We start from the raw sequence: 22602 nt of genomic DNA on the forward strand, positions 1-22602 counted from the left end.
GCCTGGCTTGCCAGCGATGAGGCCCTCAGGCCTTGCAGCGTCTATCCGGACGCCATCGCCGGCAAGCCGGCTCCTACAAGTTTGCGTTCCACCGCAAAATATCGCGACGACCCGAGCCCCTGTAGGAGCTGGCTTGCCAGCGATGAGGCCCTTGAAGCCGCCAAAAGCTTCGCGGGCAAGCCCGGCTCCTACAGGCTACGCGGTGCCTGGAAAACGGCTATCAGCCGCGAGCCTTGTTGATCAGCTCGATATAGTCGGGGGCGTTGCGCTGGTCCTGGATCAGGGTCACGAAGTCCTGGCCATGCTCGTCCTTGCCGTCGAGGTCATAACCGGCTTCCTTGAAGAACACCAGGAAACGCTCGAAATCGTCGATCCGCAGGCCACGATAGGCCTTGATCAGCTTGTGCAGGGACGGCGAAGTCGCATCGATCGGCTCGAAGTCGAGGAACAACTTGATCTGCGCGTCGCCGATCTCGTCACCAATCACCTGTTTCTTATCTTTGCGCATTACCGGCTCCAGCCACAGACATTACACGGGGCGGGCAGTTTACCCCCGCATCTGCTCCGCTCTCAACGAGTACGAACTGATCCGGTATGCAGGTCGGCCCAGATATGGCCGTTGGCGTAGGTGAGGAACTGGCAATACACCGTGTCGTTGCGCAGCAGGTCCATGACCACCCGGTACTGGGTCAGCGGGTAATACAGGTTGAGGGTCTTGCTCTGCTCGTCGAACATCGGTTTTTTCAGGCTTTTGCTTTCGCCGTCGAAGCTGATCAGCACCTGGCTGATGGTGGCCCCCTTGCTCAGGGGCTTGCCCTTGAGGCGCAACAGCAATGGCGAGGTGACCGGAATCGGCTGCTGGTTGGACTGGCGCTGGTTGCCGACCACCACCGAATACTCGGTGACTTGCAGCAGTTGCTGTTGCTCGGGCTCCTCGCCACGCAGCGACAGGTCGTCCGGCGGCAGATACTGCCCGTGCATGGGCGCGCCCGGCGCGGCTTCGGCCGCCAGGGGCAGGCCGGCGAGCATCAACAAGGTCACGGCGCTACGCATCGAAAGGGTCATGACAGGCTCCAGAACGCATGGCCGGGCACTCTAGCACAGAGACCCGCGACGCTTCTTCGACAACAAAAACTGTGCTCCCGATCCCCTGCCCGGCGTCTAGCAGCATGTAGTCCTGCAACCCTGCGGGAAGTGACTGCGAGCCCGAGCATGCAAGCGCTGTTGAACGAGATCCTCGATGAAGTCCGGCCGCTGATCGGCCAGGGCAAGGTGGCCAATTACATCCCGGCGCTGGCCGATGTGCCGGGCAATCAACTGGGTGTTGCCGTGTACAGCAACGACGGCGAGGTATTCTACGCCGGCGATGCGCAGACGCCCTTCTCGATCCAGAGTATTTCCAAGGTGTTCAGCCTGGTCCAGGCGATCAACCATTCCGGCGAGGCCATCTGGGAGCGCCTCGGCCACGAGCCCTCGGGGCAGCCGTTCAACTCGCTGGTGCAGCTGGAATTCGAACGCGGGCGACCGCGCAATCCGTTCATCAACGCCGGCGCACTGGTGATCTGCGATATCAATCAGTCGCGGTTCGCCGCCCCGGCGCTGTCGATGCGCGACTTCGTCCGGCGGCTGTCCGGCAATATGCAGGTAATGGTCGACGGCAAGGTGGCCGAGTCGGAATACCAGCACCGCGCGCGCAACGCGGCCATGGCCTACCTGATGCAGTCGTTCGGCAACTTTCACAACGATGTGGAAGCGGTGCTGCGCAGCTATTTCAGTCACTGCGCACTGCGCATGAACTGCATCGACCTGGCGCGGGCTTTCTGTTTCCTGGCCAACGACGGTTTCTGCAAACACAGCGGCGAGCAGATCCTGACACCGCGCCAGACCCAGCAGGTCAACTCGATCATGGCCACCAGCGGGCTGTACGACGAAGCGGGCAACTTCGCCTATCGGGTCGGTCTGCCGGGCAAGAGTGGCGTGGGTGGAGGGATTGTCGCGGTGGTGCCGGGACGCTTTACCGTGTGCGTCTGGGCCCCGGAACTGAATGCCGCCGGCAACTCACTGGTGGGCATGGCCGCGCTGGAACTACTGAGCCAGCGGATTGGCTGGTCGGTGTTCTGAAACAGCGCAAGCCCTGATTGTTTGCAGACACTCCGGCCAACACGCCCCTGTGGGAGCCGGCTTGCTGGCGATTGCGATCGGGCAGTCGACATTGTTGTCGCCTGATACACCGCTATCGCCAGCAAGCCGGCTCCCACAGGATGATCGTTCCCACGCGGAGCGTGGGAACGATCAATCGAAGACTCAGGTAATCGGTGCGGGGTTGAACAAGGTGATGTCGTTATGCAGCTTGTGCCGCTCGGCCCAGGTCTGCTGCTTGCCGCTGGCAACATCCAGGTAGTAATGGAACAGCTCCCAGCCCAGCTCCTCGATGGTCGCCCGCCCGGTGGCGATACGTCCGGCATCGATATCGATCAGGTCTGGCCAGCGCTGCGCCAGTTCGGTCCGGGTCGACACCTTGACCACCGGCGCCATCGCCAGGCCATAGGGCGTGCCACGCCCGGTGGTGAACACATGCAGGTTCATCCCGGCCGCCAGTTGCAAGGTGCCGCAGACAAAATCACTGGCCGGCGTTGCACAGAAGATCAGGCCCTTGCGGGTAAAGCGCTCGCCCGGGCCGAGCACGCCATTGATCGCGCTGCTGCCGGACTTGACGATCGAACCCAAGGACTTCTCGACGATATTCGACAAGCCACCCTTCTTGTTCCCTGGCGTGGTATTGGCGCTGCGATCAGCCTCGCCCTTGGCCAGGTAACGGTCGTACCAATCCATCTCGCGCACCAGGTCCTCGGCCACCGACAGGCTTTGCGCCCGTGAGGTCAGCAGGTAGATGGCATCGCGCACTTCGGTGACTTCGGAAAACATCACCGTCGCCCCGGCCCGCAGCAGCAGGTCGGAGGCATAGCCCAACGCCGGGTTGGCGGTAATCCCGGAAAACGCATCGCTGCCGCCGCACTGCATGCCGAGGATCAGTTCCGACGCCGGCACGGTTTCCCGTCGACGCTGGTCGAGCTTCTTCAGGCGGGTTTCGGCCAGTTCCATGATCTGCTCGATCATCTCGGTGAAGCCATGGCTCGAATCCTGAAGGCGATAGAGCCAGGGCTCGCTCAGGTCCACCGAACTGTCGCCCTCATGCATCACTTGCCCGGCCTGCAACTTCTCGCAGCCCAGGCTGATCACCAGCGCCTCACCGCCCAGGTTCGGGTTGCGCGCCAGGTTGCGCACGGTACGGATCGGGATATAGGCATCGGTCGCCGTGATCGCCACGCCACAACCGTAGCTGTGGGTCAGCGCCACCACGTCATCGACATGGGGGTATCTGGGCAGCAGCTCATCCTTGATGCGCTTGACCGCATGATCCAGCACACCGGTCACACACTGCACGGTAGTGGTGATACCGAGGATATTGCGCGTACCGACGGTACCGTCCGCATTGCGATAACCCTCGAAGGTAAAACCTTCCAGCGGCGCCTGGGCCGGCGGCACGTCGGTGGACAGGGGCAGGCTGTCCAGCGGCGGTGCGGTCGGCATGCGCAACTGGTCTTCCTTGACCCAACTGCCGCGTGGAATCGCTTGCAAGGCGTAGCCGATGGTCTGGCCGTAGCGAATCACTTCGCCACCTTCGGCGATATCAACCAGTGTCACCTTGTGGCTCTGGGGAATGTGCTCGACGGTCACCAGGCCGTCGGCGAAAGCGGTGCCGGCCGGTACGCCCTGGTCATTGACCACGATCACCACGTTATCCCGCGGATGCAGGCGGATAGAGCGCGGCGAGTCGGAATGTTCAATCAACTGCATGAAGCCGCTCCTCAGGAATGCGCTTGGGACAGGTGCCGGGGTTGTTCATCGCGCTTCGGGCCGGCAGGCGGCTCGCGCAGTTCGACACGCTTGATCTGACCGACGATCACCAGGTAACTGATCACCGCCACCAGCGCATTGGCGCCGACGAACACCAGCGCCCACTTGAAGGAGCCGGTGGAACTGATGATGTAGCCGATGACGATAGGCGTGGTGATGGAAGCGATGTTACCGAACATATTGAACAGGCCACCGCTGAGACCGGCGATCTGTTTCGGCGACGTATCGGACACCACCGCCCAGCCCAGGGCGCCGACGCCCTTGCCGAAGAACGCCAGGGCCATGAAACCCACCACCATCCATTCGATATCGACATAGTTGCAGGCGACGATCGTGGTCGACAGCAGCAACCCGCCGATGATCGGTGCCTTGCGGGCGAACGTCAGGGAGTGGCCCTTGCGCAGCAGGTAATCGGAGATGATCCCGCCGAGCACCCCGCCGATAAAGCCGCAGATCGCCGGCAGCGAGGCGATGAAACCGGCCTTGAGAATGGTCATGCCACGCTCCTGCACCAGGTACACCGGGAACCAGGTCAGGAAGAAGTAGGTGATACCGTTGATGCAGTACTGGCCCAGGTAGACACCGAGCATCATGCGGTTGGTCAGCAACTGGCGGACATAGTCCCACTTCGGACCATTGCCGGCGCCTTTGCCCTTGTCCTGGTCCATGTCGACCATGCCGCCGTTTTCGGCGATATGGTTGAACTCGGCCTGGTTGATCAGCGGATGCTGGCGCGGGCTGTGGATAACTTTCAGCCAGATCAGCGAGAACAGGATGCCGACACCGCCCATCACCACGAACACGTGCTGCCAGCCGAAGGTGTAGACGATCCAGCCCATCAGCGGCGCGAACAACACCGTGGCGAAGTATTGCGCCGAGTTGAAGATCGCCGAGGCCGTGCCGCGTTCGGCGGTGGGGAACCAGGCGGCGACGATGCGTGCGTTGCCGGGAAAGGACGGCGCTTCGGCCAGGCCCACCAGGAAGCGCAGCATGAACAGCGCAACCACGGCGGTGGAGACGCCGAATTCGCCGACATAGCCTTGCAGCACAGTGAACAGTGACCAGGTGAAGATGCTCAGGGCATAGACCTTCTTCGAGCCGAAGCGGTCCAGTAACCAGCCGCCGGGGATCTGCCCGAGCACATAGGCCCAGCCGAAGGCGGAGAAGATGTAACCGAGGGTGACGGCGTCGATGCCGAGGCTTTTCTGCAGGCTGGAGCCGGCAATGGCGATGGTGGCCCGGTCGGCGTAGTTGATCGTGGTCACCAGGAACAGCATGAGCAGGATCAAATAGCGGACGTGAGTCTGCTTGGTCGCTTGCATGTAGATGTACTCCCACTCTTTATTTTTTTACGCGGGTAAAACATTCCGGGATGTACCGCGCGGGGCCTCAGGCAAGGGCCCCGTGCGGGTAAAGCGCGTTACGAACCGATGTAGCTGGTCTTCACGACCGTGTAGAACTCCTGCGCGTAGCGACCCTGCTCGCGTGAACCATAGGACGATCCCTTGCGTCCGCCGAACGGCACGTGATAATCCACGCCCGCCGTCGGCAGGTTGACCATCACCATCCCGGCCTGGGAGTGGCGCTTGAAGTGGTTGGCGTACTTCAGCGAGGTGGTGGCGATACCGGCGGACAAGCCGAATTCAGTATCGTTGGCCATCGCCAGCGCCGCGTCGTAATCCGCCACGCGGACGATATTGGCCACCGGGCCGAAGATCTCTTCGCGACTGATACGCATCGAGGCTTCGCTGTCGGCAAACAGCGTCGGTGCCAGGAAGTAGCCCTGGGTATCGCAGATCACCAGGTCGCCGCCGGACACCAGCCGCGCACCTTCGGACTGGCCGATGCCGATGTAGCTCAGATCCTGCTCCAGTTGTGCCTGGGACACCACCGGACCAATGTCGGTACCGCTCTTGAGCGCGTGCCCGACCTTGATCGAACGCATGCGCTCGGCCATGGCCTCGACGAATTTGTCGTGGATCCCGGCGGTGACGATCAACCGGCTGGACGCCGTGCAACGCTGGCCGGTGGAGTAGAACGCACTCTGCACCGCCAGCTCGACGGCCTGCTTGAGGTCGGCGTCATCGAGGATGATTTGCGGGTTCTTGCCGCCCATCTCCAGTTGTACCTTGGCCTGGCGCGACACGCAGTTGACGGCGATCTGCCGGCCGACGCCGACGGAACCGGTGAAGCTGATGCCATCGACCTTCGGGCTGTTGACCATGGCATCGCCGACCAGCCGGCCGCTGCCCATCACCAGGTTGAAGACCCCGGCCGGGAAGCCGGCGCGGGAAATGATTTCCGCCAGGGCCCAGGCACAACCCGGTACCAGTTCGGCGGGCTTGAGCACCACGCAGTTACCGTAGGCCAGGGCCGGGGCGATCTTCCAGGCGGGAATCGCGATGGGGAAGTTCCACGGCGTGATCAGGCCGACCACGCCGAGCGCCTCGCGGGTCACTTCGACATTCACCCCCGGACGTACCGACGGCAGGTAATCGCCCGACAGGCGCAGGCATTCGCCGGCGAAGAACTTGAAGATGTTACCGGCACGGGACACTTCACCGATGGCTTCCGGCAAGGTCTTGCCCTCCTCCCGGGCCAGCAGGTTGCCGAGCTCTTCGCGGCGGGCGAGGATTTCCGAGCCGACCTTGTCCAGCGCATCGCTGCGCGCCTGGATACCCGAGGTGGACCAGGCGGGAAACGCCGCGCGCGCTGCATCGATCGCCGACTGCACCTGGGCCAGGTCGGCCTTGGCGTACTCGCCGATGACATCGGACAGATCGGACGGATTGATATTGGCCGAATACTCGGCACCGGCGACCCATTCACCGCCGATGTAATTATCGAAATGCTTTGCTTGTGCCACGAAAAACCTCCAGGACCGAAAAAGCCGCTGATCGCTCAGCGGCCTGGTGCATGCGTTGTTACTGCGCGCCTTGCTTGTCGATCAGCGCGGCCAGGGCTTCGTACTCGTCCGGCAACAGGTCGGTCAGCGGGGTGCGCACAGGACCGGCGTCGTAGCCGACGATCTTCGCCCCGGCCTTGACGATGCTCACGGCATAGCCGGCGCGGCGGTTGCGGATGTCCAGGTACGGCAGGAAGAAGTCATCGATGATCTTGCCGACGGTGGCATGATCTTCACGGGCAATGGCGTTGTAGAAGTCCATCGCGGTTTTCGGGATGAAGTTGAACACCGCCGAGGAGTAGACCGGCACGCCCAGGGCCTTGTAGGCCGCGGCATAGACTTCGGCGGTCGGCAGGCCGCCCAGGTAGCTGAAACGATCGCCGAGACGACGACGAATCGACACCATCAGCTCGATATCGCCCAGGCCATCCTTGTAGCCGATCAGGTTCGGGCAACGTTCGGCCAGACGCTCCAGCAACGGCGCGGTCAGGCGGCAGACGTTGCGGTTGTAGACCACCACGCCGATCTTCACCGACTTGCACACGGCCTCGACATGGGCCGCGACCCCTTCCTGGCTCGCTTCGGTCAGATAGTGCGGCAGCAGCAGCAGGCCCTTGGCCCCCAGGCGTTCGGCTTCCTGGGCGTATTCGATGGCCTGGCGGGTGGCACCGCCGACACCGGCCAGGATCGGCACGCTACCGGCACAGGTGTCGACGGCGGTTTTCACCACTTCGGAATATTCACGGGCGGCCAGGGAGAAGAACTCACCGGTGCCACCGGCGGCGAACAGCGCGGTGGCGCCGTACGGGGCCAGCCACTCCAGGCGTTTGACATAACCAGCGCGGTGGAAGTCGCCCTGGGCATTGAAATCGGTGACCGGGAAAGACAGCAGTCCGGAAGAGAGGATGGACTTCAGTTCTTGTGGATTCATTATTCGAACACCCTGGAAAGCACGTTGTGATGAAAGAGACGGGTCAGCCTTGCTGATGTCGTACGTCATCGTACAACTTAAATAACAAAGGTCAACAGGTATCGCTCAAGACGACTCACAGAGATTTCCATCCTTGACGTAGGAAAGTTTTCATCTATGCTCGATTTTAACTGTATATATATACAGTTATTTTAAGCGAAACATCCGACATATCAAGGAGCTAGAAATGTCAGGAATTGAACGTACACGGCAGGAAATCCTGCTGCACGACGGCAAACTCATTGCCGGGCTGGACAGTCTTTTCAGTGAACAGGGCATTACGATCCCGGGAGATGGTACGGCCATCGTCCTGCTCGCCGAGGGGCATCACACCCTCAAGTACCATCGGCCCGAACATCTGCCGATGACGCCGGGGGCGACCTCCAAAGGTTCGCCGCAGGCGCGTTTCGAAGGCGGCGAACACACCGCCATCGGCGACAGCACGCTGCTGCGCTTTGCCAAGGACGCGCCGGCTATTGCGGCCTGGCAGGTCGAGTTGCACCTGAGCAATGGCCTGGCCCTGACCTACGGCCAGGTCATCGCCCTGGGCGGTGACTTCTACGGTATCCCCGACCGCCCGATCGCCGACGGCGGCACCCCGGCGGAACGTCAGGCGCGTTTCACCGCAGCGTTCAACTCACTGGCGGTACTCCCGGCTTCGCGAGAAGAAGCACAGAAGATCCTGCAGGTGATGCAGACCGAAATCACCTCGGCCAACCAGGCGATCCGCGATGGCCGCCAGCCGCACGAAGCCTACGACGAACTGGGCGATACCCTCTCGGGTGAGTGGAACAAAATCACGGGCGGCGGCAGTTTTGCCTCGCCGCTGTTCCCCCTGGGACGCTACCTGAAACTGGCCGCCAGCAACTGGGACCATTTTGGCGAATGGGCCTCGCTGGCTTACCAGGCCGGGCATGCCGCCGCCTTGCAACAGGCCGTTGTCGCCCGCCAGAGCGGTCTCGACCAGGACCTGGAGCAGGCCTACGCGATGAACGCCTTTGCCGACCACTTCCTCACCGACCTGTTTTCCGCCGGCCATTTGCGCGTGCCGCGCAAGCAACTGGCCGACAGCGTCACCCCCAGCGACGTGGGCTCGTTGATTTCCCGCGTCATGCACGACGAGGACAGCCAATACGGCCTGAAAGTCAGCAACGCCCGCGGCGACCGCTGGAATTGCTACGGCGACAAGCGTTATTTCGACACCCTCGACAACAGCAACCGGCTGCAGGTCAAGCAGGCGGTCCAGCAATCGGTGGATGAAGTGTTCGCCACCTTTCTCAGCGGTGTCGTCGTACCACCGCAAGCCTATGCCGCATTGCGTTCGGTACCGGACCTGGCGAAGTTCGGGAACAGCCAGGACGGCCTGAATTTCGCCCCGCTGTTCGCCCTCAAGGGCAAGACGGTGATGCGCCGCAACGACGTCAACAACCTCAACGACCGCAGCCAAAGCGATAGCTGGTGGGGTTGGAGCACCTACCTGTTGCTCCAGGACTACAAGCCGAACAAACCCGCCGGCTACCTCAATCCACCGGGCGTGGCACCGACGATCAGGGCCGATGGCTGGCAGAGCCGTACGCCCAGCGCACCCAACTGGCTGCCGGGCCATGCCGTGCGGTATGCCTTCAGCTACACCCATGGGTTGGACGAGTCCTATATCGGCCCATGGACGGCCTATGCCGAACTGACCGATCGCTTCCAGCCGACCCTGACAGTACCGGTGGATGCGTCAACGGGAGCCAGTGGTCGCAATGTGTTCCGCCAGTTCCGTGGCGGTTCGCCCGAGTTGATCGGCACGCTCGACGGCCAGGCCACGACCTTTATCGATAACCACCAGTGACAGGGAAACCAACCATGACCTTTACCGTAAAACTCGAACTGGCTTCCGGCCAGTCGCTCAAGGATATGCCGCTGGAGCTGCTGGCCGACGGCGTGGCGATTGCCCGCACGACGGCGGATGCACAGGGCAGAGTGGTATTTGATGTGCAGGTGAAAGCCGCGAAATGGGCGGTGCGTGTGGATCGCACGATCCTGAAGCGTTAGCCCGCCAGGAATACCGCGTTATCGTTCTTCGCGAGCAAGCCCTGCTCCTGCAAAATGAAGTCGATCACTGGTTTTGTGCACGACACCAAACTGTAGGAGCCGGGTTTGCTCGCGAAGAGGCCATTGAGACCGCCAAAAGCTTCGGGGCAAACTTTCAGAGCCTGGGCTGATTAGCCCCGCTGCGCCTCGGCCTCTTCATGGGCCTGGCGCAGACGCTCGCGGCTGTTGGTCAGGTGCAGGCGCATCGCTGCCCGCGCCGCATCGGAATCCTGGCGGGCGATCGCTTCATAGATCTCTTCGTGCTCGCGTCCCAGCCGGTTCATGTAGTGCTGCTGGTCATCATGGGCCAGGCGCGCCGAATTCAGCCGCGTACGCGGAATGATGCTGGTGCCCAGGTGGGTCATGATATCGGTGAAATAGCGATTGCCGGTGGACAGGGCAATCTGCAGGTGGAACTGGAAATCCGAGGCCACCGCATCACTGGCATGGGCCGCGCTTTCATTCAACGCATCCAGTGCCGCGCGCATCGCCGCCAGCTGTTCGGGCGAACGCCGCTGTGCCGCCAAACCGGCCGACTCGACTTCCAGGCTGATACGCAACTCGAGGATCGCCAGCACATCACGCAAGGTCACCACGGTCGCCGGGTCGATGCGAAAACCGCTCGGGCTGGGTGTATCCAGCACAAACGTGCCGATTCCGTGGCGGGTTTCCACCTGCCCCGCCGCCTGCAGGCGGGAAATCGCCTCACGGACCACCGTGCGGCTGACTCCGTGGGCGTCCATGATCGCCGACTCGGTAGGCAGCTTGTCGCCGCGCTTGAGTTGACCATCACGGATCTGCTCGGTCAGGACCGTGACCAACTCCTGGGCAAGACTGCGGCGCTTGCGAGGTGCGCGAAGCGCGGCGCTCTGGTTTTCCATATCGAACATCTATCTCGGCTGAACGGCTGAGCCAGCATCATAGCTCAACCGGGTTGTACGATCACAGTTGACTATGCACTGACCGGTTGCTGAGGCACCAGGTGTCCCCGTTCGATGCGCAGATGCCGGGTATGGAGTTTGTTCAGACTGCTGCGATGGCCGACGCTGACGATCCCGATACCCGGAAGCTGTTCGATCAGAGCCCCGTAGAGATCGGCTTCGTCCTCTTCATCCATGGCCGAGGTCGCCTCATCCATGAACAGCCATTGCGGCGCATACAACAAGGCACGGGCGAAGGCCAGGCGCTGCTGCTCGCCCGGAGACAGCATGCGTTGCCAGTGGTTGCTCTCGTCCAGGCGCGGGATCAGGTGTTGCAAACGGCAGGTTTCCAGCACATGGACATAACGTTCTTGCGCATAGGTATCGCCCGCCTGTGGATAACTCATCGCCTCACGCAGGCTGCCAATGGGCAGATAGGGTTTCTGCGGCAAGAACAGGTAGCGCCGCGCGGGTAGGCGAATGCTTCCATGACCATCGAGCCAGAGATTGCCCATGGCACGGAACAAGGTGCTTTTACCGCTGCCGGACCGGCCGGCAAGCATCAGGCGTTCACCTGCCGCGACGGTCATGTCGGCGCTGCTCAAGAGATGACGGTCATTGTTCAGGTCGAGACTGAGATTCTGCACCTTCAGTTCGTCGCCGACGCTCTGCACATCGATGGTGCGGACATGATCCTCGTTGTCGCTCATGGCCTGGCGGAAGCTCAACAGACGATCGCAAGTCGCACGCCACGCGGCCAGATCCGAATAGGCCGTGATGAACCAACTGAAATTTTCCTGCACGTTGCCAAACGCAGAGTTGATCTGCATCAGTTCGCCCAGCTGGATCTTGCCGGCGAAGTAGCGCGGAGCGGCGACGATAAAGGGAAAGATTATCGCGATCTGACCGTAGCCCGCAGTGAAAAACGTCAGGCGCTTGGAAACGCGCATGATGTCCCAGAAGTTGTGCCAGACCTTGCCGAAACGCGCACTCAAGCGTTGGTTCTCGTTCGGCTCACCATTGAACAAGGCAATGCTTTCGGCGTTCTCGCGAACCCGGATCATGGAGAAACGCAGATCGGCTTCGAAACGTTGTTGCTGGTTGTTCAGGCCGATCAGGCGATGCCCGATCAGATGAGTCAGCCAACTGCCCACCGCCGCATAGAGCAAGGCGCACCAGAACATGTAGCCGGGAATGGTGATGCCAAAGACTTCGATACTGCCTGAAACACCCCACAGGATGATCGAGAACGACACCAGGCTGACCACGGTACGGATCAGCCCCAGCCCCAGGCTCAAGGTGTTGGAGGTGAAGGTATTGAGGTCTTCGGAAATCCGCTGGTCAGGGTTGTCGGTGTAGCCGCCCTGCTCCAGCTGGTAGTAGTTCTTGTGACCGAGCCAGCGCTTGAAATGTTGCTCGGTCAGCCAGTTACGCCAACGGATCGTCAGCATCTGGGTCAGGTACAACCGGTAGACCGCGCCGAGGATCGCCACGGCGGCAATGCCGCCGAAGTAGAGGATCAGCCGCCAGAAGGCCGTCTCGTCCTTCTGCTGCAAGGCGTCGTAGAAGTCCTTGTACCAACTGTTGATCCAGACCGAAATCGCCACGCTGAACAGCGAAAGACCGATCACCGCCAGCAACAACAGCCAGGCCTTGCCCTTCTCTTCACTACGCCAGTAGGGCGTTGTCATTTGCCAGACCCGGCGGAAAAACTGTCCCTGCACGGCATCGTTGACCGCGGAATACTCGGCGTTCTTCTCAGTCATTCTTCAGGCTCGGTTAGCGTAAGAAAATTCACCAACCGATCATAGATGATTCGCACGCGCGATAGCGCAGCTTGAGAAGGATTCGTTCAGCGCCGGTTCAGCGCCGCACCGGCCGCTTCTGCAATTTGCGCTGCAAGGTGCGCCGATGCATGCCCAGGGCGCGGGCCGTGGCGGAGATATTGCCCTCATGCTCGGTCAGCACACGCTGGATATGCTCCCATTGCAGGCGGTCCACCGACATCGGGTTTTCCGGCACCAGGGTATCGAGGTCGGCGTGCTCGGAGAGCAAGGCGGCCAGCACATCGTCGGCGTCCGCCGGCTTGCACAGGTAGTTGCAGGCGCCGCGCTTGATCGCCTCCACCGCCGTGGCGATGCTCGAATAGCCCGTGAGGATCAGCACGCGCATCTCCGGATCAAGCTCAAGCAGCTTGGGCAGCAGCACCAGGCCGGAGTCACCGTCCATCTTCAGGTCCAGCGCGGCGTAGTCCGGCAGGTCCTGCTGGGCCAGGATCAGGCCCTCTTCGGCGGAACCGGCGGTGCTGACGCGAAAACCGCGCCGGCTCATGGCCCGCGCCATCACGCGGGTAAAGGTGGCGTCGTCGTCCACCAGCAACAGATGCGGCAGTTCTTCGCCTTCGACCTGGATCTCGTCATTCATGCTTCGTCTCCTCGGGCGACACGGGGCAGGCGCAGCTCGGTGAGCGTGCCACCTTCCTCATGACTGTAGAGTTTCACCGAGCCGCCGGCGCGTGTCACGCTGGCCTTGCTCAAGAACAGGCCCAGGCCGAAGCCTTTGCCCTTGGTGGTAAAGAAGGGTTTGCCGATCTGCTCGGCGATGGCCAGCGGCACACCGGCGCCGTGGTCGCGAATACTGATGGTGAGGTTTTCCTCATCCCAATCGAGTCGTACTTCCAGGCCTTCGGGGCAGGCATCGGCAGCGTTGTTCAACAGGTTGAGCAGGGCCTGGGTCAAGTCCGGCGGCGGCGCCAGGCGCGGTACCTCGCCCTGCCCCAGGCGCTGGAAGCGATAACTGGCTTCCGGGCGCATCAGGTGCCAGCGGTTCAGCGCTTCGTCGAGCCAGATCGTGACGTCCTGCATCTCCACCGCCAGCCGGCGATTGGCCTCGGCGGCCCGCACCAGTTGCTGCAGGGTTTCCTTGCACAGCTTGACCTGGTCCTGGAGCACGCTCAGGTCGTCCTGGAGCAACGGGTCCGGATGGTCCTGGCGCATTTCCTTGAGCAACACGCTCATGGTCGCCAGGGGTGTGCCCAGTTCATGGGCGGCGCCGGCGGCCTGGGTCGCCACGGCCAGCAGTTGCTGGTCACGCAGGCCTTCTTCACGCCGCAGCGCGCGCAACGCTTCCTGGCGGCGCAATTCCTCGGCCATCTTCGCGGCGAAAAAGGTGATCACCGCGGCGGCCAGGGCAAAACTCAGCCACATGCCATAGATCTGCAGCTTTTCCCGGGAGATCGGGAACGTCTCCAGCGGGTAGAACTGCACCAGCAGCAAGGTGTACAAGACCAGCGCAACGCCGGAGAGGACCACCGAAAAGCGCCAGGGCAAGGTCACCGCGGCAATGGTCAGGGGTACCAGGTAATAGGAGACGAACGGGTTGGTCGAGCCGCCGGAGAAATACAGCAGGGCGCTGTGGATAAACAGGTCGCAGGCCAGCTGTACGGCGTATTCGAGTTCAGTGACCGGCCAGGTGGTCCGCAGGCGCACCACCGTGAAAGCACAGAGCACCATGGAGCAACCCAACGTGGTCCAAAGTTGCAGCCAGGGCAGCGGCAGCAGCTCGAACCAGTAGGCGATACCGACCGAACCGGCTTGCGCGGCCAGCACCAGGATGCGGATAAAGCTCAGGCGCCACAGGTTCTGGCGAGTCGCGGACAGCAATGGAAAGGGGGCGAGCATGAGCTCTCCTGATGAGCGCTCCAGGCGGATCGCCACGAGTATAACCAAGCTGGACGCCCGGCAGGCAGAACTGCGGCAAACAGCCACAGCTCATGGCATATGTATAGAAGTTGTAACTGGGTGAACTGCTTAATAAAAGCTAGAGTCTTATGGTTTCACGCGGTATCGCCCGGCGATACGCGCGTCCCGTATCCCAAGGAGTTTTTATGCAACGGTTCACTCGCAGCGCCACCCTGCTCGCCCTCAGCATCGCCACCCTGGCCAGCCTGCCGGCAATGGCTGCCGACGAGCTTCACTACAACCAGATTTCCCTGCGGGCCGAAGTCAGCCAGGAAGTGGCGCGGGATCTGATGACGGTCACTCTCTACACCGAGGCGCAGAACAGCGATCCGGCCAAGCTCGCCGCCGAGATCACCACCACCATGAACAAGGCCCTCGGCGAGGCCCGTGAAGTGAAGGCCGTGACCCTGCGCCAGGGCAGTCGTAACAGCTATCCGATCTACGACAACAAGAGCCAGAAGATCACCGGCTGGCGTGAGCGCGCCGAGTTGCGCCTGGAAAGTGCCGATTTTGCCGCCCTTTCCAAGCTGACCGGCGACCTGATGCAGACCCTGAAAATGGACGGCATGAACTTCTCCATCTCCACCGCGGCCCGCAAGACCAGCGAAGATGCCTTGCTCAAGGAGGCGGTGAACGCCTTCAAGGCCCGCGCCCAACTGGCCACCGACGCCCTCGGCGGCAAGGGCTACAAGATCATCAACCTGAATCTCAACAGCAATGGTTATCCACAGCCTTACGCCCGTGGCGCGATGATGATGAAAGCCGCCGCCATGGATTCCGCTCCGACGCCGGAAGTGGAAGCCGGCACCAGCCAGGTCAGCATGAACGCCGACGGTGTGATCGAGGTCCAGCAATAACACACGCCCTCCTGTGTAGGAGCCGGCTTGCCGGCGATGAGGCCCGAAAGCCTTGCATTGCCTGATCGGCCGTCATCGCCGGCAAGCCGGGCTCCCACAGGATTTGTGGCGTTTTCCAGAACGATTTTTCTCAGTCGCCCCCATTGACCGTGGGCACCAAGGCCTCGGTACGGCGTGCTAGAGTCGGTCCCCTTACCGCTCTATCGCGCACCTTCGAGGCCTTTCAATGGAAAAGATTGTCTTCAAACCACTGCTACTGGCAGCCGCCTTGCTGGCCTGTGCACCACTGGCCCAGGCCGCGAACACCCTGGTCTACTGTTCCGAAGCCAGCCCGGCCGGCTTCGACCCCAGCCAGTACACCAGCGGCACCGATTTCGACGCCTCGGCCGAAACCGTGTTCAACCGCCTGACCCAGTTCAAGCGCGGCGGCACCGAAGTCGAACCCGGCCTGGCGACGGGTTGGGATGTCGCCGCCGATGGCCTCGTCTACACCTTCCACCTGCGTCGCGGAGTGACATTCCACACCACCGACTATTTCACTCCGACCCGCGATTTCAACGCCGACGACGTGCTGTTCACCTTCAATCGCCTGCTCGACCCGAACCAGCCGTTCCGCAAGGCTTACCCTTCGGAATCGCCGTATTTCACTGACATGGGCCTCAATACCACCATCAAGAACGTCGAGAAACTCGACGAACACACGGTGCGTTTCAACCTGAACACGGTCGATGCGGCATTCATCCAGAACCTGGCCATGAGCTTCGCCTCCATCCAGTCCGCCGAATACGCTGACAAGCTGCTCAAGGAAGGCAAGGCCGAAGAGCTCAACCAGAAACCGGTGGGCACCGGCCCCTTCGTGTTCAAGCGCTACCAGAAGGACTCGCAGATCCGCTACGTGGCCAACAAGGCGTACTGGAAACCCGAGGACGTGAAGCTCGACAACCTGGTCTTCGCCATCACCCCGGACGCCGCCGCGCGCCTGCAGAAGCTCAAGGCCGGTGAATGCCAGGTCAGCGGCTACCCGCGTCCGGCGGACATCGAGATCATGAAGCAGGACCCGAACCTGCGGGTGCTCCAGCAGGCCGGCTTCAACCTGGGCTTCCTGGCCTACAACGTGACCCACAAGCCGCTGGATCAACTCAAGGTGCGCCAGGCGCTGGACATGGCCATCGACAAACCGGCGATCATCAAGGCGGTCTACCAGGGCGCCGGGCAACTGGCGCAAAACGCCCTGCCGCCGGCGCAATGGTCATTCGACCCGAACATCAAGGACGCGCCCTACGATCCGACCAAGGCCAAGGCGCTGCTCAAGGAAGCGGGTGTCGCCCCCGGGACCAGCATCGACCTGTGGGCCATGACCGTGCAGCGCGCCTCGAACCCCAATGCACGGATGTCGGCGCAGATGATCCAGCAGGACTGGGCCAAGGTCGGGATCAAGGCCAATATCGTCAGCTACGAATGGGGCGAGTACATCAAGCGCGCCAAGAACGGCGAGCATGACGCAATGGTCTATGGCTGGACCGGGGACAATGGCGATCCGGACAACTGGCTGGGCGTGCTGTACAGCTGCGGCGCGGTGAAAGGCAGCAACTACGCCAAATGGTGCGATCCGGATTATGACCGCCTGGTGCAAAAGGCCAAGCTCGCGAGCAATCGCGACGAGCGGGTAAAACTCTACCAGCAGGCGCAGAAAACCCTCAAGGAACAGGTCCCTATCACGCCTATCGCCAACTCGACGGTATTCCAGCCGTTGCGCAAGGAAGTGCGCGACTTCAAGATCAGTCCTTTCGGCCTGACGCCCTTCTACGGCGTGAGTCTCGATAAGTAACACGCACGCCCCAACCGGGTGCGCCAGACGCCCCGGCCGCCTGCTTGCAGTGCACCATATGCACCGAAAAAACCAGCCGCAAACGGTTAAATGCGTCAGAACTTACACAATTGCGACATTCGTGTACGTTCGTGCCACAGTTTAAGGCTTGCGGTGTCTCTGCATCTTGCATTGGGTATGGGGCCTGCATAAGTATCCGCAGGTCGACTCACGAGGTCGTCCTCACAACCAAAAATGACAACAAATCATGAGGCCACCATGCTTAAAAAAGCAGTCATTCCGTTTTTAGTTGGCGCAGGCCTCCTGGCATCTGCACCGTTCGCCCTCGCAGCGACAAACCTGGTGTACTGCTCCGAAGGGAGCCCGGCCGGTTTCGACCCAGGCCAATACACCGCCGGAACCGACTTCGACGCCTCCGCGGAAACCGTCTTCAACCGTCTCAGCCAGTTTGAACGCGGCGGCACCGCCGTGGTTCCTGGCCTGGCGACCAGCTGGGATATTTCGCCGGATGGCCTGACTTACACCTTCCATCTGCGCGATGGGGTGAAGTTCCACACCACCGACTACTTCAAGCCGACCCGCAACTTCAACGCCGACGACGTGTTGTTCACCTTCAACCGCATGCTCGACAAGGACATGCCGTTCCGCAAGGCGTACCCGACCGAATTCCCGTACTTCACCGACATGGGCATGGACAGCAACATCACCAAGGTGGAGAAAGTTGACGACCATACCGTCAAGTTCACCCTGAAGACCGTTGACGCCGCGTTCATCCAGAACCTGGCAATGAGCTTCGCCTCCATCCAGTCCGCCGAGTACGCCGACAAGCTGCTCAAGGAAGGCAAGGCCAGCGACATCAACCAGAAGCCGATCGGCACCGGCCCGTTCGTGTTCAAGAGCTACCAGAAAGACTCCAACATCCGCTACACCGGGAACAAGGACTACTGGAAGCCTGAAGACGTCAAGATCGACAACCTGATCTTCGCCATCACCACCGACGCCTCGGTGCGGATGCAGAAGCTGAAGAAAAACGAATGCCAGGTCAGCGTCTACCCGCGTCCGGCCGACCTTGCACCGCTCAAGGCCGACCCGAAACTGCAGATGCCGAGCCAGGCCGGCTTCAACCTGGGCTACATCGCCTATAACGTGATGCCGGTGCTCAAGGGCGAAACTGCCGCCAACCCGCTGGCCGACCTGCGCGTTCGCCAGGCGCTGGACATGGCGGTGAACAAGCCGCAGATCATCGAATCGGTCTACCAGGGCGCCGGCCAGTTGGCCGTCAACGCCATGCCGCCGACCCAGTGGTCCTATGACACCACCATCAAGGATGCCAAGTACGACCCTGAGAAAGCCAAGCAGCTGCTCAAGGAAGCCGGCATCAAGGAAGGCACGGAAATCAAGCTGTGGGCCATGCCCGTCCAGCGTCCGTACAACCCGAACGCCAAGCTGATGGCCGAAATGCTCCAGTCCGACTGGAAGAACATCGGCCTGAACGTGAAGATCGTCAGCTACGAGTGGGGCGAATACCTCAAGCGTGCCAAGGGTGGCGAGCAACAAGCCATGATCATTGGCTGGAGCGGTGACAACGGTGACCCGGACAACTGGCTGAACGTACTGTTCGGTTGTGATGCCCTCAACGGCAACAACTTCTCGAAGTACTGCACGCCGAAATACGATGCACTGATGAAAGAAGCCAAGTCGACTGCCGACCAGGCCAAGCGCACCGAGCTGTACAAGCAGGCCCAGCACATCCTCAAGGACGACGTCCCGTATACACCTATCGCGCACTCGACGGTGTACCAACCCATGAGCGCTACCGTGAAAGACTTCAAGATCAGCCCGTTTGGCTTGAACTCCTTCTACGGCGTCAGCGTCAGCAAGTAAGGTCTTGCAAAGGCGGCATCGCACGATGTCGCCTTTGCATCACTCGCCAGAATTGCAGGAATTGCCCATTACCTGACCGCTCCCGGTTCCAGCAGAGCGAGTCAGAAGCGCAGTTTTTTCCTACAACTCTCTAAGGCTCTACGCATTTACGGCAAGGACTTGGCGTCATAACGTCGAGACATCGCTGATAGGCGTTCGAGTGGCATTGCTGTACCTACTGAATCAGTCGGTGATGTTTCCATGTAGCAGCACATGGCAATTGCTCATCGATGACAATAAAAATGGATTGGGATCGTCATGCGCCATACCTTCGTTTTATCCGCTTTTATCGGCACGGCCCTGCTGGCCGGCGCCTCTTTTGCCCAGGCTGCCGGTAGCCTGGTGTTCTGCTCCGAGGGCAGCCCGGCCGGGTTCGACACCGCGCAGTACACCGCCGCCACCGACAACGACGCCGCCGAGCCGATCTACAACCGGCTGGTGGAGTTCGTCCGGGGCGAGACCACCGTCGCGCCGGCGCTGGCCAAAAGTTGGGATATCTCGCCGGATGGCCTGGTGTATACCTTCCATTTGCGTGAAGGGGTGAAGTTCCACACCACCAAGTACTTCACGCCGAGTCGCGATTTCAATGCCGACGATGTGCTGTTCACCTTCAATCGCATGCTCGATCCCGAGCAGCCGTTTCGCAAGGCCTACCCCACGGAGTTCCCCTACTTCAACGGGATGAGCCTGAACAAGAATATCGCCAAGGTCGAAAAGACCGGTCCGCTGACCGTGGTCATGACCCTCAACAGCGTCGATGCCGCGTTCATCCAGAACATCGCCATGAGCTTTGCCGCGATCCTGTCCGCCGAATATGCCGGCCAGTTGCTCAAGGAAGGCAAGCCCAGCGACATCAACCAGAAACCGATCGGCACCGGGCCCTACGTGTTCCAGCGCTATCAGAAAGATACGCAGATACGTTACGCCGCCAACAAGCACTACTGGGACCCGAGCAAGGTCAAGCTCGACCAGTTGATCTTCGCGATCAACACCGATGCTTCGGTACGGGTGCAGAAGCTCAAGCGCAATGAATGCCAGGTCACGTTGCATCCACGCCCCGCCGATGTCGAGGCGCTCAAGGGCGATGCCAAGCTGCAGGTGATCGAAAAACCCGGCTTCAACCTCGGCTACATTGCCTACAACGTGCGCCACAAGCCGTTCGACCAACTCGAAGTCCGCCAGGCCCTGGACATGGCGGTGAACAAGCAGAGCATCCTCAATGCGGTCTACCAGGGCGCCGGCCAACTGGCGGTCAACGCCATGCCACCGACCCAGTGGTCCTACGACGAGACGATCAAGGACACCGCCTACAATCCGCAAAAGGCCAAGGAATTGCTCAAGGCCGCCGGCGTCAAGGAAGGCACCGAAATCACCCTCTGGGCCATGCCCGTCCAGCGCCCGTACAACCCCAACGCCAAGCTGATGGCCGAAATGCTCCAGGCCGACTGGGCGAAGATCGGACTCAAGGTGAAGATCGTCAGCTACGAATGGGGCGAATACCTCAAGCGCACCAAGAACGGCGAGCATGACATCAGCCTGATTGGCTGGACCGGCGACAACGGCGACCCGGACAACTGGCTTGGTACCCTCTACAGCTGCGACGCGATTGGCGGCAACAACTACTCCATGTGGTGTGACCCGCAGTACGACAAGCTGGTCAAGCAAGCCAAGGTCGTCACCGATCGCGACGAGCGGACGGCGCTCTACAAACAGGCCCAGCAGTTGCTCAAGCAACAGGTGCCTATCACGCCTATCGCCCATTCAACGGTCAACCAGCCGCTGAGCGCCAGAGTCCAGGACTTCAAAGTCAGCCCGTTTGGCCGTAACTCGTTCTCGGGCGTCAGTATCGAACAATAAAACCGTGACCAGCGCGTGGAGGGCGAATTTCGCCCTCACGCAATCTTGCAGCCGAAATTCGGCGAATTGCTGCCCAGCAAACGTTTGCGAAAGCAAAAACAGAGTTCACCACAATAGCCGGATCACCCAAAAAGACCGGCATTTCAAAAAGAAAGAAAAAGGAGCTGTACGTTGAAACTCTCTCAAAAAGCGTTGTTAGCCTTAGCAATCAGTAGCGCCACCCTGGTGGCCCATGCGGAATCCCAGAGCCAGGATTTCATTCCGACCGGCATCAATACCGGCAATGCCCAGAGTGAAGCCAAGGGCTTTATCGATGGCCAGAGCCTGGGCGGCACGACCCGTAACTGGTACGCCAACGAACTGAAGCGCCGTGATGACAGCTTCTCCTACAAGAAGGGTGGCACCACCCCGACGCCAACCTCTCGCCGCATCAACTGGGTCCAGGGCACCATCCTGAACTACAGCTCGGGCTTCACCCAGGGCACCGTGGGTTTCAAGACCGAAGTGGCGGCCTATAACGCTATCGCCCTGGACCGTGACCGCAAGGACATGGCCGGCGGTTCCAACCGTACCCTGACCCACAGCGACGGCGATGCCGTAGGCCAATGGAGCAAGCTGGGTCTGGCCAACGTCCAGGCCCGCGTCTCCAACACCACCCTGACCGCCGGTCGCCAGAACTTCAGCACACCGATTGTCGATAACATCGGCAACCGTGCCCTGCCTTCCAGCTTCGAAGGTGTGAGCCTCCATAGCGAAGAGCTCAGCAACATGGCCTTCGACCTGGGCACCTTCGACCGTGTATCGCCACGGACCGAGCAGAGCCTGTCGAAATTCCGCAGCGAATACGGCAGCAACGGCGCGGAAACCGACCACGTCAACACCGCCGGCATGACCTACCAGCCGTTCAAGAGCCTGAAGACCAGCCTCTACGCCGCCAAGGTCGAAGACTTCTGGAACCAGTACTACGCGGGCTTCACCCATGACCTGGGCGACACGTCGGTACTGGGCCTGACCACCGGTTTCAACTACTACAAGACCGTCGACACCGGCAAAAAGAAGATGGGTGAAATCGACAACGACACCTACTCGCTGTCGCTCGGCCTGACCCACCAGGCCCACAGCCTGACCTTCTCCTATCAGCAGGTGAACGGTAACGAGTACTTCGACTACCTGCATGAAACCAACGGCATCTACCTGGCCAACTCCCTGCTGTCGGACTTCAACGGACCCAACGAGAAGTCCTTCCAGATCGCCTACGGCATCAACATGGCCGAATACGGCGTGCCAGGCCTGAAGTTCAACGTCTACAGCTCCCGCGGCTGGGGCATCGACGGTACCCACTACACCGGCACCGCCTACGGCGAAGCGGGAGTGAAACGCAGCGACCTGCGCCTGATGGACGGCGAGAAGCACCAGGAATACGGCATCGGTGCCTCCTACGCGGTGCAAAGCGGCCCGCTGAAGGCCACCGCCATCCGTGCGACCTACACCACTCACCGCGCCAGCGCGCAACAGGCTGACGGCAACCTCAACGAGTTCCGTCTGGTCACCACCATTCCATTCAAGATTCTTTAAGACGTAACGACGTCAGGGCCGATTCGACGA

At 61.1% G+C, this 22602-nt stretch carries 18 protein-coding genes and 1 pseudogene; 9 read left to right on the plus strand and 10 right to left on the minus strand.

All coding sequences use genetic code 11. From position 1 onward, the window contains the following. Positions 1 to 240, plus strand: a pseudogene (locus HX851_RS40855) (hypothetical protein); the annotation flags it as partial. Here the strand turns inward: HX851_RS40855 and HX851_RS40860 are convergent. Beyond that, entirely contained in the window at positions 221 to 508 is a 288-nt protein-coding gene (locus HX851_RS40860; protein ID WP_177063627.1) for a PA4642 family protein, read from the minus strand. The pseudogene HX851_RS40855 and the gene HX851_RS40860 overlap by 20 nt on opposite strands. A 62-nt stretch (positions 509 to 570) precedes the next feature. Further along, positions 571 to 1065, minus strand: a complete 495-nt coding sequence (locus HX851_RS40865) for a hypothetical protein (protein ID WP_017123554.1) — start codon at positions 1063 to 1065, stop codon at positions 571 to 573. Between the two features lie 147 nt (positions 1066 to 1212). On the opposite strand from HX851_RS40865, the gene glsB reads away from it, so the two are divergent. Continuing rightward, complete coding sequence (gene glsB, locus HX851_RS40870; protein ID WP_017123553.1) at positions 1213 to 2121, plus strand: glutaminase B; 909 nt, start codon at positions 1213 to 1215, stop codon at positions 2119 to 2121. Positions 2122 to 2304: 183 nt separating this feature from the next. Here the strand turns inward: glsB and garD are convergent, their stop codons facing one another. The 4 genes from garD to kdgD form a co-directional block, all read right to left on the minus strand. Then, on the minus strand, positions 2305 to 3858 hold the full coding sequence (gene garD, locus HX851_RS40875; RefSeq protein ID WP_177065961.1) for a galactarate dehydratase: 1554 nt from the start codon (positions 3856 to 3858) through the stop codon (positions 2305 to 2307). Between the two features lie 11 nt (positions 3859 to 3869). After that, complete coding sequence (locus tag HX851_RS40880) at positions 3870 to 5240, minus strand: MFS transporter (RefSeq protein ID WP_177063631.1); 1371 nt, start codon at positions 5238 to 5240, stop codon at positions 3870 to 3872. A gap of 98 nt (positions 5241 to 5338) precedes the next feature. Continuing rightward, entirely contained in the window at positions 5339 to 6784 is a 1446-nt protein-coding gene (locus tag HX851_RS40885) for an aldehyde dehydrogenase family protein (RefSeq protein WP_177063632.1), read from the minus strand. Positions 6785 to 6842: 58 nt separating this feature from the next. Beyond that, entirely contained in the window at positions 6843 to 7754 is a 912-nt protein-coding gene (gene kdgD / locus HX851_RS40890) for a 5-dehydro-4-deoxyglucarate dehydratase (RefSeq protein WP_177063633.1), read from the minus strand. 226 nt (positions 7755 to 7980) lie between these two features. Between kdgD and HX851_RS40895 the strand changes: the two genes are divergently transcribed. Beyond that, positions 7981 to 9630 (plus strand): phospholipase, encoded by a 1650-nt coding sequence (locus HX851_RS40895; protein WP_177065962.1) that lies wholly within the window; start codon positions 7981 to 7983, stop codon positions 9628 to 9630. 14 nt (positions 9631 to 9644) lie between these two features. Next, the gene (locus HX851_RS40900) at positions 9645 to 9833 is read left to right on the plus strand and encodes a hypothetical protein (RefSeq protein ID WP_177065963.1); all 189 of its coding nucleotides are present in this window, start codon (positions 9645 to 9647) and stop codon (positions 9831 to 9833) included. Positions 9834 to 10003: 170 nt separating this feature from the next. Here HX851_RS40900 and HX851_RS40905 read toward each other — a convergent pair whose 3' ends face one another. The 4 genes from HX851_RS40905 to HX851_RS40920 form a co-directional block, all read right to left on the minus strand. Then, the gene (locus tag HX851_RS40905) at positions 10004 to 10753 is read right to left on the minus strand and encodes a FadR/GntR family transcriptional regulator (protein WP_177063654.1); all 750 of its coding nucleotides are present in this window, start codon (positions 10751 to 10753) and stop codon (positions 10004 to 10006) included. Between the two features lie 71 nt (positions 10754 to 10824). Further along, on the minus strand, positions 10825 to 12558 hold the full coding sequence (locus HX851_RS40910; RefSeq protein ID WP_177063636.1) for an ABC transporter ATP-binding protein/permease: 1734 nt from the start codon (positions 12556 to 12558) through the stop codon (positions 10825 to 10827). A 97-nt stretch (positions 12559 to 12655) separates the two neighbouring features. Next, positions 12656 to 13216: a response regulator transcription factor gene (locus HX851_RS40915; RefSeq protein ID WP_017123544.1), complete on the minus strand. Its 561-nt coding sequence runs from the start codon at positions 13214 to 13216 to the stop codon at positions 12656 to 12658. Continuing rightward, the gene (locus HX851_RS40920) at positions 13213 to 14472 is read right to left on the minus strand and encodes an ATP-binding protein (protein WP_177063637.1); all 1260 of its coding nucleotides are present in this window, start codon (positions 14470 to 14472) and stop codon (positions 13213 to 13215) included. Before HX851_RS40920 ends, HX851_RS40915 begins: the two co-directional genes overlap by 4 nt. A 206-nt stretch (positions 14473 to 14678) precedes the next feature. Here HX851_RS40920 and HX851_RS40925 point away from each other — a divergent pair, with 206 nt between their 5' ends. From HX851_RS40925 to HX851_RS40945, 5 genes are all read left to right on the plus strand, one after another. Beyond that, complete coding sequence (locus HX851_RS40925) at positions 14679 to 15389, plus strand: SIMPL domain-containing protein (RefSeq protein ID WP_177065964.1); 711 nt, start codon at positions 14679 to 14681, stop codon at positions 15387 to 15389. Between the two features lie 226 nt (positions 15390 to 15615). Further along, positions 15616 to 17217, plus strand: coding sequence for an ABC transporter substrate-binding protein (locus tag HX851_RS40930; RefSeq protein ID WP_177065965.1), 1602 nt, complete (start codon positions 15616 to 15618; stop codon positions 17215 to 17217). A gap of 258 nt (positions 17218 to 17475) precedes the next feature. Next, positions 17476 to 19101, plus strand: a complete 1626-nt coding sequence (locus tag HX851_RS40935; RefSeq protein ID WP_177063640.1) for an ABC transporter substrate-binding protein — start codon at positions 17476 to 17478, stop codon at positions 19099 to 19101. A gap of 297 nt (positions 19102 to 19398) precedes the next feature. After that, a complete protein-coding gene (locus HX851_RS40940) occupies positions 19399 to 20997 on the plus strand; it encodes an ABC transporter substrate-binding protein (protein WP_177063641.1) in 1599 nt (532 codons plus the stop codon). Positions 20998 to 21168: 171 nt separating this feature from the next. After that, a complete protein-coding gene (locus tag HX851_RS40945) occupies positions 21169 to 22572 on the plus strand; it encodes an OprD family porin (RefSeq protein WP_177063642.1) in 1404 nt (467 codons plus the stop codon). Positions 22573 to 22602: the final 30 nt, after the last annotated feature.

It is taken from the genome of Pseudomonas gingeri, from assembly GCF_013385635.1.
GTDB lineage: Bacteria > Pseudomonadota > Gammaproteobacteria > Pseudomonadales > Pseudomonadaceae > Aquipseudomonas > Aquipseudomonas gingeri_A.